Origin of the sequence: Rhizobium sp. AC44/96, assembly GCF_001692185.1 — a bacterium.
In the GTDB taxonomy this organism is placed as follows: domain Bacteria; phylum Pseudomonadota; class Alphaproteobacteria; order Rhizobiales; family Rhizobiaceae; genus Rhizobium.
On record NZ_LXKO01000008.1, the window covers coordinates 1 to 13,335 of the forward strand.

General features: G+C 62.2%; 15 protein-coding genes. 10 read left to right on the plus strand and 5 right to left on the minus strand.

Annotation, left to right across the window (positions count from 1 at the left end):
- Nucleotides 1–257: 257 nt before the first annotated feature.
- Nucleotides 258–1,487 (minus strand): glycosyltransferase, encoded by a 1,230-nt coding sequence (locus A6U87_RS09180; protein ID WP_065690959.1) that lies wholly within the window; start codon nucleotides 1,485–1,487, stop codon nucleotides 258–260.
- A 105-nt stretch (nucleotides 1,488–1,592) separates the two neighbouring features.
- Between A6U87_RS09180 and A6U87_RS09185 the strand changes: the two genes are divergently transcribed.
- The 5 genes from A6U87_RS09185 (at nucleotide 1,593) to A6U87_RS09205 (ending at nucleotide 5,507) form a co-directional block, all read left to right on the plus strand.
- On the plus strand, nucleotides 1,593–2,228 hold the full coding sequence (locus A6U87_RS09185; protein WP_244499456.1) for a 2'-5' RNA ligase family protein: 636 nt from the start codon (nucleotides 1,593–1,595) through the stop codon (nucleotides 2,226–2,228).
- A 65-nt stretch (nucleotides 2,229–2,293) separates the two neighbouring features.
- Nucleotides 2,294–3,352, plus strand: a complete 1,059-nt coding sequence (locus A6U87_RS09190; protein WP_065690961.1) for a succinylglutamate desuccinylase/aspartoacylase family protein — start codon at nucleotides 2,294–2,296, stop codon at nucleotides 3,350–3,352.
- Entirely contained in the window at nucleotides 3,353–3,703 is a 351-nt protein-coding gene (locus tag A6U87_RS09195; RefSeq protein ID WP_065690962.1) for an ArsC family reductase, read from the plus strand.
- A gap of 3 nt (nucleotides 3,704–3,706) precedes the next feature.
- A complete protein-coding gene (ybaK, locus tag A6U87_RS09200) occupies nucleotides 3,707–4,180 on the plus strand; it encodes a Cys-tRNA(Pro) deacylase (RefSeq protein ID WP_065690963.1) in 474 nt (157 codons plus the stop codon).
- A gap of 73 nt (nucleotides 4,181–4,253) precedes the next feature.
- A complete protein-coding gene (locus A6U87_RS09205) occupies nucleotides 4,254–5,507 on the plus strand; it encodes an aminopeptidase (protein WP_065690964.1) in 1,254 nt (417 codons plus the stop codon).
- Here the strand turns inward: A6U87_RS09205 and A6U87_RS09210 are convergent.
- Nucleotides 5,455–6,366 (minus strand): EamA family transporter, encoded by a 912-nt coding sequence (locus A6U87_RS09210; RefSeq protein ID WP_065691094.1) that lies wholly within the window; start codon nucleotides 6,364–6,366, stop codon nucleotides 5,455–5,457. The genes A6U87_RS09205 and A6U87_RS09210 overlap by 53 nt on opposite strands.
- 95 nt (nucleotides 6,367–6,461) lie before the next feature.
- Between A6U87_RS09210 and A6U87_RS09215 the strand changes: the two genes are divergently transcribed.
- Nucleotides 6,462–6,944, plus strand: coding sequence for a MarR family winged helix-turn-helix transcriptional regulator (locus tag A6U87_RS09215; protein ID WP_065690965.1), 483 nt, complete (start codon nucleotides 6,462–6,464; stop codon nucleotides 6,942–6,944).
- On the opposite strand, the gene A6U87_RS09220 is transcribed toward A6U87_RS09215, so the two are convergent.
- Both A6U87_RS09220 and xseA read right to left on the minus strand, forming a co-directional pair.
- The gene (locus A6U87_RS09220; protein WP_065690966.1) at nucleotides 6,945–7,535 is read right to left on the minus strand and encodes an NAD(P)H-dependent oxidoreductase; all 591 of its coding nucleotides are present in this window, start codon (nucleotides 7,533–7,535) and stop codon (nucleotides 6,945–6,947) included. It lies immediately after the preceding gene.
- Nucleotides 7,536–7,544: 9 nt separating this feature from the next.
- Nucleotides 7,545–9,131, minus strand: coding sequence for an exodeoxyribonuclease VII large subunit (xseA, locus tag A6U87_RS09225; RefSeq protein ID WP_065690967.1), 1,587 nt, complete (start codon nucleotides 9,129–9,131; stop codon nucleotides 7,545–7,547).
- 206 nt (nucleotides 9,132–9,337) lie between these two features.
- Between xseA and A6U87_RS09230 the strand changes: the two genes are divergently transcribed.
- Nucleotides 9,338–9,601 carry a hypothetical protein gene (locus tag A6U87_RS09230; protein ID WP_065690968.1) on the plus strand — a complete coding sequence of 88 codons (264 nt, stop codon included), beginning with the start codon at nucleotides 9,338–9,340 and terminating at the stop codon, nucleotides 9,599–9,601.
- A gap of 121 nt (nucleotides 9,602–9,722) precedes the next feature.
- Entirely contained in the window at nucleotides 9,723–9,962 is a 240-nt protein-coding gene (locus tag A6U87_RS09235; RefSeq protein WP_065690969.1) for a hypothetical protein, read from the plus strand.
- Nucleotides 9,963–9,965: 3 nt separating this feature from the next.
- Here A6U87_RS09235 and A6U87_RS09240 read toward each other — a convergent pair whose 3' ends face one another.
- Nucleotides 9,966–11,807, minus strand: a complete 1,842-nt coding sequence (locus A6U87_RS09240; RefSeq protein WP_065690970.1) for a hypothetical protein — start codon at nucleotides 11,805–11,807, stop codon at nucleotides 9,966–9,968.
- A 141-nt stretch (nucleotides 11,808–11,948) separates the two neighbouring features.
- Here A6U87_RS09240 and A6U87_RS09245 point away from each other — a divergent pair, with 141 nt between their 5' ends.
- Both A6U87_RS09245 and A6U87_RS09250 read left to right on the plus strand, forming a co-directional pair.
- Nucleotides 11,949–12,959 carry a glycosyltransferase gene (locus tag A6U87_RS09245; RefSeq protein ID WP_065690971.1) on the plus strand — a complete coding sequence of 337 codons (1,011 nt, stop codon included), beginning with the start codon at nucleotides 11,949–11,951 and terminating at the stop codon, nucleotides 12,957–12,959.
- Nucleotides 12,956–13,333: a GtrA family protein gene (locus A6U87_RS09250; RefSeq protein ID WP_065690972.1), complete on the plus strand. Its 378-nt coding sequence runs from the start codon at nucleotides 12,956–12,958 to the stop codon at nucleotides 13,331–13,333. The genes A6U87_RS09245 and A6U87_RS09250 overlap by 4 nt, the downstream gene beginning before the upstream one ends.
- The last annotated feature ends 2 nt before the right edge of the window (nucleotides 13,334–13,335 follow it).

Sequence of the window (13,335 nt, forward strand, 5' to 3'; positions counted from 1 at the left end):
CGGCGAGAGCAAGCTGCGTATAGCATCGGGACATGCCAAAATCTCCAAAGTGAAGCCGTTGAAATCATTGGCATGTCGCACTTGGAAATAGAATGTACCCCCGCGGTTTCGAAGATGGCATAATGCTGTGCTTGTTGGACCATGGGTCTCGCCTCCCGCGACAGTGGAGCTTGTCAGCCGATAGGATCGGCCTCACCCCAAAAATCGTGCCTGCCGGCCAGGAATTCAACCCGTTTCTCGCGCGTGGCGAATTGCGGTCAGCCGCGCGCCTGGCGAGGCTCGGCGTCTTCCTGCGCCGGCTTTGCCAGATCCGGCCGCAGCTTGGCGAAGACGGCGTCGAAGCCAGCGGCGATCTTTTGCGGCTCGTAACGCCGCGCGGCCTCAAGGGCTGCGCGCGACAACGCGGGAATAGCCTCAGGCCTTGCCGCCATGGATGCTATCTCGGCGGCCAGCGCCTTTTCGTCGCCGGGGTCGAAGAGATAACCGTCCTTGCCCGGATCGATCGATTCCGGAATGCCGCCGGAGCGGGCGCCGATGACGGGAACGCCCTGCGCGAAGGCCTCGATCACCACGCGGCCGAAGGGCTCGCGGAAGAGCGAGGGGACGACGAGGACATCGATCTGAGGGAAGAAATCCTCCGGTTTGATCCAGCCGAGGAACTTCGTATTCTCGCCCGGAAATTTCTGCGGCAGCGACTTCGAATAATCGCTCTTGGCGCTGCCGGCGATGACGAAGCGGACGTTCTGGTCGTTGACCAGCCGGTGGGCGGCGCGGGCCAGCGTATCGAGGCCCTTCACCGGATCATGCACGCCGATGAAGCCGAAGCGCATCGGCCCTTCCGGCGCTTTGCGCGGTTCGCTGCGGGCAATGGGCGGAACGGCGCCGGGCACGCGGTGGGTGCTGGCGTTGGGGAAATAATCATGCTCGGTGTGGCGGCCGATGATGAAATCGGTCTCGCCGATCACGGCATCGACATAGCGCGAGAAGAATTTCTTGCCATAGGAGGAGACCTGGCAGGAGGAACAGGCGCGCACGCAGTTGTCGTCGCCGCGCCGCATGCTGGCCTTCCAGCAGAGCAGAAAGGCGCTGCGCAGGATATGGCAGGCCGGCACGCCTACGCTTTTGGCGGCCGTCCAAGTGGCGACGTTGATGTTTTCGATGCTGTCGGTCAGCACGATATCCGGCTTGAACCGGCGGATTTCGCGGCGCATGACGAGATAGGCGCGCGGATTGAAATTCTCCAGCGCGTGCCAGATCAGCTTCTTCCAGCCCGGTCGCGGCAGGCGGTAATTCCAGTCGATGTTCAGCGTCTTCAGGCGGTGCACGGGCACGCCGTCATAGACCTCGTGCTTGTCCTCGCCCGAGACGTTGACGACTTCGAGATCGTGGCCTGCCGCGATCAAGAGCTTGGCGACCATCATCGCCGAAATCGGGCCGCCGCCATCGATGAAGGGCGGAAAGGCCGCGCAGGCCATCAGGATACGCATGAACAGACTCCTGGCGTCGAAATTGAATGTTCTCCTTTTGTTCTTGCTTTCCTCAATTCACCTGCTACCATACCTGCGTTCCCTGGATAGACAGAGGCGGGGCGGATGCTCCGGTGGTTGGTCATGCACGAACAGAACACGCAATCGTCCTTCGATTTCGCAAGCCGCACGATGCACCCGAAATCGTCAAGATTTGGCAAAGAAACCCTGTTTTTCGCGATCCTGCCGGATCGCGAAGCGCATCAGGCCTGCCTGAAGATACAGACCCGCCTGCAGAGAGAGCACGACGGGCTTCTCTCGCCCATGGCGCCGGAGCGGCTGCACGTTTCGCTCTATGGCGTTGCCAGCGCCGAGAAGATCAAGGACGAGATGATCTTCGCGGCTTGCCAGGCAGCGTCGGCGGTCGATGCCTGCCGCTTCGATCTCAGCTTCGACCATATCGCCACGTTCAGAACCGCGTCGCGCAACGCCATCGTGCTCTCGGGTAATGGCGGTCGGGAACTGCTGCGGCAATTGCATGTCCGGATCGGCATCGAGATGCATGCGATCGGCTGCGACCCGCATGTGAAAGCCGATTTCCAGCCGCATGCGACGTTGTTTTACGCCGACGAGACGGTGGCAAAGACCGTGCTTGCCAAGCCAGTCGTCATGCCCGCGCGGGAGTTCGTGCTCTTACACAAGCGGCCGGGTGAGCAAACCTACGAGCACATCGAGCGCTGGCCGCTCCAGAACCACGGCTGACGGCTTGCCACTACAGCAGGAACACGCTTAAAGCTCCTGCAGCAATGGCAGCAGTGGAGACAGCAATGGATACGTCCGAGATCATCATTTCAGGCGATACGGCAGGGATCGAGTGGCGGCTTCCGGTGCTGCGCTTCAAGGGCAGCGATCCTGACGCGCCGAAGATCCACATCCAGGCTGCCCTGCATGCCAACGAACTGCCGGGCACAGCGCTCGTCCATTTTCTCTGCGAGATGCTGCGCAAGGCCGAGAGTGTCGGCCAGATCCGCAGCGATATCACCATCATCCCGCATGCCAATCCTGTTGGTGCGGCGCAATCGCATTTCGGCGAGCTTCAGGGCCGTTTCGACCTCGGCACCCGGACCAATTTCAACCGCGAGTTCCCGCTGATCTCGGTCAAGGAGCGCGATGGTCTCGTTGCCAATCTCAGCCGCTACGATGCGGTCGACCGCCTGAAGCGACAGCTGATGCACATGGCGCTCGGCTGCGATCTGGTGCTCGACCTGCACTGCGACGATGAATCGCTGCAATATGCCTATATAGACGACGCCTTCTGGCCCGAGGCGTCCGATCTTGCATCGGCGCTCGACATGGAAGCCGTGTTGCTCTCTGACGGCGAGAGTTCGGCCTTCGAAGAGGCGATCGGCTACGCCTGGAAACACGAAATGGCGGGTGAGAAGAGAACGCAGCTGCCGGGCAAGCTCTCGGTCACGGTCGAGCTCCGCGGCGGACGCGACGTCTACCCCGACCTGGCGAAGAAGGATGCCGAAGGGCTGTTCAAGTTCCTCGCCAAACGTGGCGCGATCGACGTGCCGGTGACGCTTTCGCCATTTGCCGGGCCCGCCGTTCCGCTCGACAATGTCGAGATGATCCGGGCGCCCGAAGCCGGCGCCGTGCTCTTCCATCGCAACCTCGGCGATCAGGTCAGCGAAGGCGATCTGCTGGCGACGATCATCACGCGGCCCGGCATGCCCGACGGCACGGTCGAGGTGCGCGCGCCGCAAGCCGGCCTGGTCCTCACGCGCTGCTCGGCGCGGCTGGTTCGCCGCCGCGCCGACCTGATGAAGATTGCCTGCAAGGCCGCCAGCAAGGCTCTGCGCAAGGCCGGAACGCTGGAGAACTGAATGGCTGTCACCATCTATGGCATCAAGAATTGCGACACGATGAAGAAGGCCCGTAGCTGGCTGGAAGAGCACGACGTCGCTTACGACTTCCACGACTACAAAGCCGTCGGGATCGATCGCGCGCATCTGGAAAAATGGATCGCCGAAGCGGGCTGGGAGACGGTGCTGAACCGTGCCGGAACGACATTCCGCAAGCTTCCCGAAGCGGCGCGCCAGGATCTCGACAGGGACAAGGCCATCGCCCTGATGATCGAGCAGCCGTCGATGATCAAGCGGCCGGTCGTGGAAGCCGACGGCAAGCTTCTGATCGGCTTCAAGCCGGACAGCTACGCCGATTTCTTCGAGTCCTGAGCCATGTCGAAAACGACCCGCGCAACCCAGGTTCTCGGCAAGGCGGGCGTGGCCTTTTCCGTTCATACCTATGATTACGACCCGAACGCGGAACGGGTCGGCCTGCAGGCGGCGGAAGCGATCGGCGAGGAGCCGCACCGGGTGCTGAAAACGCTGATGGCGGAGGTCGACGGCAAGCCGGTCTGTGTCGTGGTCCCGTCGGACCGGGAGGTCAGCATGAAGAAGCTTGCCAGCGCCTTCGGCGGCAAGGCTGCGAACATGATGAAGCCGGCGGACGCCGAGCGACTGACGGGCTATCATGTCGGCGGCATCAGCCCCTTCGGCCAGAAGAAGCTCGTTCCTACCGCCATCGAAGAGACGGCACTGACCGAGCCTCTCGTCTACATGAACGGCGGGCAGCGCGGCCTACAGGTTCGCCTTGATCCGAAGGATGCATTGAAGGCGCTGAAAGCGACATCGGCACCGCTCGTCGCTTGAGCGAGAGCGCCTTCATTTTCGCCGCAAAGGCCACTAAGTCTAAGGTTCAGTCCGTATCAGGAGGTGATCGATCATGAATTTCATTCCCCAGAGCCAGAACTCCGTGGATCCCGTCAAGCTCGAGAAGCTGGCAGAGGTGGCCGTCAAGGTCGGCCTGCAGCTGCAGGCGGGCCAGGACCTTGTTGTGACGGCACCTGTCGTCGCCCTTCCCCTCGTGCGGCTGATCACCAAGCATGCCTATATGGCCGGCGCCGGAATCGTGACCGCCTTCTATTCCGACGAGGAATCGACCCTCGCCCGCTATCAGTATGGTTCCGACGAGAGTTTCGACCGCGCGTCGGGCTGGCTCTATGAGGGCATGGCGAAGGCCTATTCCAGCGGCACGGCGCGGCTTGCGATCGCCGGCGACAATCCGATGCTGCTCTCCGAGCAGGACCCGGCCAAGGTCGGCCGCGCCAACCGGGCGAACTCCACCGCCTACAAGCCGGCATTGGAAAAGATCTCCAACTTCGACACCAACTGGAACATCGTCTCTTATCCCAATCCCTCCTGGGCAAAGCTGGTGTTTCCAAACGATCCCGAGCCCATCGCGGTTGCGAAGCTCGCGAAGGCGATCTTTGCTGCATCCCGCGTCGACCTCGACGATCCGATCGCGGCCTGGGCCGAACATAATGCCAACCTCGCCAAGCGCTCCCACTGGCTGAACGGCGAGCGCTTCGAAGCGCTGCATTTCACCGGTCCGGGCACCGATCTCAAGGTTGGCCTTGCCGATGGCCACGAGTGGCACGGCGGCGCTTCCACCGCGAAGAACGGCATTACCTGCAATCCCAATATCCCGACCGAAGAGGTCTTCACGACACCGCATGCCTTGCGCGTCGAAGGGCATGTATCGAGCACCAAGCCGTTGTCGCACCAGGGAACGTTGATCGACAATATCCGCGTTCGCTTCGAAGCTGGCCGGATCGTCGAGGCAAAGGCCTCGCGTGGCGAGGAGGTCCTGAACAAGGTACTGGATACCGATGAGGGCGCGCGCCGGCTTGGCGAGGTCGCCCTGGTGCCGCACTCATCGCCGATCTCGGCAAGCGGCATCCTGTTCTACAACACGCTGTTCGACGAGAACGCCTCCTGCCACATCGCACTTGGCCAGTGCTACTCGAAGTGCTTCCTCGATGGCGCCAAGCTCAGCCAGGAGCAGATCCAGGCACAGGGCGGCAATTCGAGCCTCATCCACATCGACTGGATGATCGGGTCCAACAAGGTCGACATCGACGGCATCAGGCAGGACGGCTCCCGCGTTCCGGTAATGCGCCAGGGTGAGTGGGCCTGACCGGCATCATCGTTCTCTGACTGAGCCAGACGCTCGCGAGCACCATTGCGAAACCGCAAAGCTGCGCGGGCGTCAGGCTCTGGCCCAATGCCAGCCACCCGAGCAGCGTCGCGACAACGGGGCTTAGAAACCCCAGCGACGCCGCCGCCGACGGCTCGATACGAGCCAATCCACGGAACCACAAGAGATAGGTTGCGGCCGCGCCGATCAGGCCGAGATAGGCCATGCCAAGGACATTGCCGAGGGTCGGGACCGGCAATGCCGGCTCCGCGAACAGCGCGATCGGCAACAACAGGATTCCGCCGGCCGTGAGCTGCCATGCGGTGAAGGTGAGGCTCGACACCGGCGGCGTCCAGCGGCGCGTCAGCACCGTTCCAAACGCCATCGAGACCGCACCGGCCAGCCCGGCGGCGATACCGACCGGATCCAAGGCTGCCTTCGGCGTCAAGACCAGCAGCGCTACGCCGAGCATGCCAATGCACCCGGCCACGACCGCAAGCGGCCGAATTGGCCTGCCAAGAAACAGGCGTGACAAGGCAATGACGATCAACGGTTGGATGGCGCCGACTGTCGCGGCGACGCCGCCGGGAAGCCTGTATGCCGAGACGAACAACATCGCCCAGAAGAACGAGAAGTTCAGCGCGCCGAGCAGGAAAGCCCTGAACCACCAAATGCCGTGCGGCAGCTTGCGGACAAGTGCCAGCAGCAGAAGACCCGCCGGCAGTGCGCGGAGCAAGGCCACGGTGAGCGGATAGCCCGCGGGCAGGAAGGTGGTCGTCACAAAATAGGTGCTTCCCCAGATCGCGGGAGCCAGTGCGGTGGCCGCGACGTCGGCAGCATAGGTCGTATTTTTCTTCATATCAAGAATCTCTACGTCAAGATATTTCAAGCTTACGCCCATTTATCTTGACGTCAAGATATTAGTCGTTAAGTGTGACGGAGCAGGAGACATTCATGGACCGCGTTGACCGAATCTTATTGCAGTGGAAGCAGGAGCGTCCCGATCTCGACACCGAAGCCATGGGGATCATGGGCCGCCTGAAGAGGCTGGCGACACACCTGGCGCGCGAGGTCGAGCAGGTGCTCCAGCAGCACAGCCTCTCCTCTTCGTCCTTCGACGTACTGGCGACGCTCCGCCGTTCAGGCGCTCCCTATCGTCTCTCGCCGGGCGATCTGCTTGGCATGACGATGGTCAGTTCCGGCACAATGACGAATCGGATCGACCAACTGGAGAAAGCAGGCTTCGTCGAACGCGTCGTCAATCCCGACGACAGGCGGAGTGTTCTGATTGCGCTAACGCCGAACGGGCTGGCCGTGGTGGAGACTGCCGTCGGCGCGCATGTCGCCAATCAACAACGCCTGACGCAGAGCCTCACCTCGCAGGACAAGGCCGAACTCGACCTGCTGCTGCGCAAGTTCCTGGCATCCTTCGAATAGTCAGAGAGCGGCCAGCGCACCTCTGACGCGCTCGAGGTGTGCGGCGCGTCTTTCTGCAGTCGCCCGGTCCATATCGTGCAGCGTCAGCATGCGGAAATTCACGCGCTTCGAGCAGAAGCTTGCAATCCCGCGCTTCAGTAGCCGGCGAACGGGATTGCCCATGTAGAAATGCACGAGCCACCATGGCGATCCCGTCGTCGTCAAAGCCCACAGCACCTTGATGTTGCCCAGTCGTGGAAGAATGCGGCCACCGGCGACGTCATGCTCGAAGGCGACGCCCGGCGCGAAGACGCGATCGAAGAAACCCTTGAGAACCGCCGGGAAATTGAACCACCATTGCGGGAAAACCAGGACCAGTCCGTCCGCCGCCCGCAGGCGCTCGACGATGCCGGAAACGCCCGAGCAATCATAGGGAACGTCGAAATAGCCGGCTCTTTCGGATTTCGACAGTCGCGGATCGAAATCCTCCCGATAGAGGTCCAGCAGATCAACGCTATGCCCGCGCGCTTCAAGCGCCTGGCGGGCAGTGGCCGCCACGGCGGAGGCGAAACTGTCTTCCAGCGGATGCGCGAGAACCAGCAATATGTGCACTGCTTGCCCCTAGAAAAGAGTGCCCTGCTTGGGTGGCTCGCCCGCCGTCGGCGCCTTCACCACGCGCTTCTTGGTGGCCGGCGCGGGTCCGCCTTCCGTCGTGATCGCGCCGATCTGGCCATCCGCGAATTCGATCGAAATTGGCATGCCGGAAGCCAGAGCCGCCGCCTGCGACACCGGGCGATTTTCATCGTCCCGGACGACCGCGTATCCGCGCTTCAACACGTTCTTGTAGGACAGGGATTGCAGCACGCGGTCCTGGGCGGCCACGTCGCCCCTCGCGCGCGTCATCTTGTGGCGGACGGCCGTATCGGCGTGGCGCGAGAGGTTTGCCAGATGGTCACGCATTCTGGCGGTTTGCGTCTTCAATCTCGCCGGCAGCGAGGCAAAGACGGCGTCGGCGCGGCTGACGCGGGACTTCGAGAAATCGATCAGACGCTCGATCCTGCGTTCCGCCCGCGTCATGCGCTCTACAAGCACTTGTCGACGCTCGGCAATGCGGTTCGACAGAACTTCGGGGCGCAGATGCGTCGCCGTCTTCTCGAAGCTTCGGCGCTTGTTGATCGTATTGAGCTCCAGGCCACGGCCGAGGCCCGCGGCGGTCTCGTCGAACCGGCGACGCGGCAGCGCCAGAAGCTGGTCCAGCGACGGCAAGGCGCGCATCAGGGCCCGAACCGATTGACGACGGTGGTCCATGTGGCGGCTCGTCGCGCCCTGTAGTCGCGCCGACAATCCGGCAATCTGCGCTTCCAATTCGGCTTTGACAGGCACGGCCATTTCGGCAGCGCCCGTCGGCGTCGGCGCGCGCCCGTCGGCGGCGTAGTCGATCAGCGTCCAGTCGGTTTCGTGCCCGACGGCTGAAATCAGCGGTATGCCGCTTTCGGCCGCTGCCCGGACGACGATCTCGTCGTTGAAACTCCAGAGATCCTCAAGGCTGCCACCGCCGCGTGCCACAATGAGCACGTCGGGACGCGGCAGTGCGCCGCCGGGCTCGAAGGCATTGAAGCCCCGGATGGCATTGGCAACCTCCTCACCCGACCCCTCGCCCTGAACCTTGACCGGCCAGACGATAACGTGGACGGCAAAGCGATCGGCGATGCGGTGAAGGATATCGCGGATGACCGCGCCGGTCGGCGACGTCACCACGCCGATTACCCGTGGCATGTAAGGCAGCCGTCGCTTGCGCGCGGGGTCGAACAGCCCCTCGGCGCCAAGCCTGCGCTTGCGCTCCTCTATGAGGGCCATCAGCGCACCGGCGCCGGCTGGCTCGAGGCTCTCGATGACGATCTGGTATTTCGACGAGCCTGGGAATGTCGTCACCTTGCCGGTGGCGATCACTTCCATCCCCTCTTCGGGTCGGAATTTCAGCCTCGAGAACACGCCCTTCCAGATGACGGCATCGATCCGCGACCGATCGTCCTTCAGCGCGAAATAGGCATGACCGGAGGAATGCGGCCCGCGGTAGCCCGATATTTCACCGCGTACCCGGACCTGATCGAATGCAGTCTCCACGGTCCGCTTGATCGAACCGGACAGCTCCGACACCGAATATTCGGTGAGATTGCTTGGCGAATCATTCTCGAAGACATTGCTCATGGCCCCGTTCTATCCGAATAGACGCGGAAGATCAGCCTCCGGAAGGGGACGTTTTTTGGCATCCTCCACGCGACATCGTCGCGAGTCCGACTTTTCGTCCTTGGATTTCAACGAATTATCGCGCCAGGCGTCGCGACCGGCTTCCCCGCGTTTTCCCCGCCCCGTTGCGGGCCGTCATGATCGCGGCATGGATGAAAGGAGTTTCCATGTCCGACCGCTTCGCTTCCCACGCACCATCCCTGACCGGCCCCGCGAGCTCCGGCTTCCCTGTCTCGCCGAGTGACAGCCTTGACCTGCCCGAGATAACTCGGGCTCTCTACATCGGCAGCGGAGGCGAATTGACGGTGGCCATGGCCTCCGGCCAGGTTTTGCGCTTCGAAGCCGTTCCCGACGGCGCGCTGCTGCCGTTGCGGGTCTCGCGGGTCTACGCGACCGACACCTCCGCCGAAGCCATCATCGGGCTGATCTAGCGCGATGGATCGAAGCTTGCGCGAGGCTGGTGTTGGGCATGTGGAAAACGGGGATAGGGACGCGCGTTAATTGTTCGGCAACACAAGCCCATCTATACTTAAGCGAATCGGGAGATAGCGAATGATCGCTTTGATTGGTGCTGGACTGGGCTTTGCGACTGCGCCGCTGCGCTCAATGTTCGCAATGGCGTTTGTCGGTTGCATGATTTGCGTTTCCTATGCTTGCGCCGCCATCTTCTCCTCATCGGTCTCCGTGCTTCACCTGATCGCAGCGATCATCTGCTACAATGTCGGCCTGCTTGTGGCCCTCGTCGGCTTGCACTCGATCGAGCTCGCGCGAAAGCAAACCCGCTTCAGCTAAGCTTCACTTCTCCGTCGGCACGTAGCGGAAGAACTGGACCGGCGCGTCCTGTGGCTTCGCGATGGGCTGGAGATAAGCAGGGACATTGCCCTTTTCCAACTGCGCATAGAGACCATCCGGCTTGATCTTGGCGAGTTCGCGCGTTTGCGGATTGCCGGCGCAAAAGGCCAGCACATTGACGCCAGCGCCGCGAAGAAAGGCTTCCGCCTCCTGCGGCTGCGCAAGCCCGATATGCATCTCGGTCAACATGCCACCCTGATTGCGATGGTACGGCGCTGACAGGATGCGGTGTTCGGTAAACCGCAGGATCGAGACCCCCATATCGGATGGCCCTGCGACGAGGCCCGAAGGAATGTCCGCGAGAGGCGAAAGGCTGCTCTTCGCCGAGCAGGACGACTGGGCCCCGCCTTGCCGTGGATTATACAGGTTGCCGTCGATCTGCGCGCCCACCAATCCGCCGCCAAGCCCCCAGACCGCCGCGACGCTCATCAGGACGGTGGAGATGTAGCAAAAGGCTGCTGCGACGTTCTCGCTGTCTCCGTTGGAGACGCGCCTGATATCGATGATCAGCAGCGCAAGCGGGAAGATGGCGAGAAGGTTCGAGAACTGCGCGCCGCGCACCTGGACGGTGGCAATCCCCCAGCTGACAGCCAGGAGTACAAGCAGGATCAGGTGAATGCGGATCCTGTCGCGGCAGGCAAGACGGGCAACGCAGACGGCGATCGCGAAGACGCCCGTCGCATAGAAAAAGCCAAGGGTAAACGGATCCTGCCGGTTGGCGCCGAAGATGGACTGTGCCTCCTGAATCTGGTTCAGCCAGAGGTTCACCAGCATCGGATCGAGATCCGCAAGGGGATTGTGCAGGCAGTTCGGCGCGATGATCAGCGCCGATAGCAGAACCGCAGCGCCGATGCCACCGAGCGCGGCAAAGCGGACGGTACGGCTGGCGCGGCTTGCCGTTGCGGCAGTCAGCAGCAGCAGCCCTCCTCCGATCGCAGCCAGGCTGTAATAACCGAGAGAGAGGTTGTCGCAGGTGACGGCCGAATAAAGCCGCGGCGGTGTCATGCCAAAGAAGAAAACGGTTATGGACAATACGAGCGAGAAGCCGAAGGACTTCGCGGCAGGAGCGAAGACCTCGCCCTCCCTTGCCCACGACACGGCAACGACGACGCAGACAGCGGCCACGAACGGTGTCGTCTCCGCGCCGATCGCGATGGCGATGGCCGCGGCAATGCCGGCGATCATGAAACTCAGCGGTCGATAGTCCTCGTCCAGAAGCATGGCCGCCATGATCGCCACCAGCGCAAACTGGGCGTTGTGGTGGTCGATCGCGCCGGGGACGAAGCGGTTGCTGGTTACCAGAAGCAAGACACTCAGTCCGAGAACCACATGCATACCCGCGATGCCGCCGATGCGGCGGCCGGCGAGGCCCATCGCCCACAGGCTGGGAACGACAAGCGCAAATGGCCAGACCGTCAGCGATATCGCCTCGGCCCGCTCCTGCGGCAGGAAGAGGCCAAAGAACTTGATCAAAGCCGCGATCGGCAGATCGATGAGGCGCGACCAATGCATCAGCGTCCCGTTGCCAAGCCCCATGCGGTACTGCATGAGATCAAACCAGCCCTGGCCGTTCAGAAAGTCGCGCACCTCGACCAGACGCATGCCGTCGTCGTTGTCGGCACCGACGTAATCCTTTGCGCCTGGCAGCTTGAGAGCGGCAAGAGCGACCAGCAGAATGACGCTGTAGAGAAAGACGGACGGCCAGAGCCGCGCCGCCAATGCGCGCAGCGTCCCGGCGGAGAACTTCGATGCTGGATTGCCGGTCATCGAGGTAACATTCGTCATGGCGGATCTCGTTTTCAGTGCGCGACAGTTTAGCCATCGCGCATCAAGAAAGCGTAAAGCGTCCGAGGCCCGGCGCCTCATAGCTAGTTGTTAACGGCCAGCCGTTAGACTTGCTCGGATTTCTTCGTCACGGACCTGATCATGAGCGGATCAATGAGCGCCAATCTGAGCATCGCCGTCCTGCTTCCCTGCTACAATGAAGCGGCGACGATCGGCGCCGTCGTGCATGGCTTCAAGGCCGCCTTGCCAGGCGCGCAGATCCACGTCTACGACAACAACTCCACCGACGGCACGGCGCTGCACGCGATGCTCGCCGGCGCGACGGTGGTGCGGGAACGCCGGCAGGGCAAAGGCCATGTCGTGCGCCGCATGTTCTCCGACATCGATGCCGATATCTACATCATGGCCGATGGCGACGGGACCTATTCGCCCGATGACGCCGAAGAGCTCATTCGCACGCTGCTTACCGAACGCGCCGACATGGTGGTCGGGACCCGTCGCGGCGTGCATATGGACGCCGGCAGGCAGGGACACGCTTTCGGCAACCGGATCTTCAACGTGCTCTACCGCACGATCTTCGGCTCTGATTTCACCGACATATTTTCCGGCTACCGCGTCTTCTCCCGTCGCTTCGTCAAGAGCTTCCCGGCAGTATCGGGGGGCTTCGAGATCGAAACGGAGATGTCCGTGCATGCCTCGCGGCTGAAATTGCCGGTTAGCGAGCTGGAACTCGACTACGGCCGGAGACCGGAAGGATCACACTCCAAGCTCTCCACCTTCAAGGACGGCGCCAAGATTCTCTGGATGTTCGCGATGCTGATGAAGGAGACGCGGCCGTTTGCGTTCTTCGGGATGATCAGCAGTGCTTTCATGCTGGCAAGTCTCGGCTTCATGGTCCCGGTTCTCGCCGAGTATTTCGAAACGGGCCTTGTCAGCCGGATGCCGACCTGGGTTCTCTCCATGGCGCTGATGATGATTTCGTTCATGATGTTCACCGCCGGCGTCATTCTCGATTCCGTCGCTCGCGCCCGCGCCGAACAACTTCGTATCCATTACATGAACTTGATCGCTCCCAACCTCGGCTATAACGCGGCCGCCAGAGGCGAGATGGAGATGAAATCTCACCGGCAGCGGAAGACGGGGGCGGCATGAAGAAGCTGCTTCGCTTTGCGATCGCGGGGGGGCTCGGATTTGTCGTCGACGCCGGCATTCTGGCGTTGCTGCTGCACGCTACGCCGCTCGGCCCATTTCTTGGTCGCCTGATCGCAATTGCCGCTGCCATGACGGTGACGTGGCTGTTCAACCGAACCTTCACGTTCGATCGGTCGCCCCATTCTCTGGCTGCCGAGGGATTCCGTTACGGTTCAGTTGGCGTCACCTCGGCGCTCGTCAACTACGGATTATACTCGGCGCTGCTCCTCACATTGCCTGCGCTGCAGCCGCTTGCGGCGATGGTTTTTGCCACCGCCGCATCGATGTTTCTCAGTTTCTTTGGATACTCGCGCTTCGTCTTCCGCAGCGAGTAGGC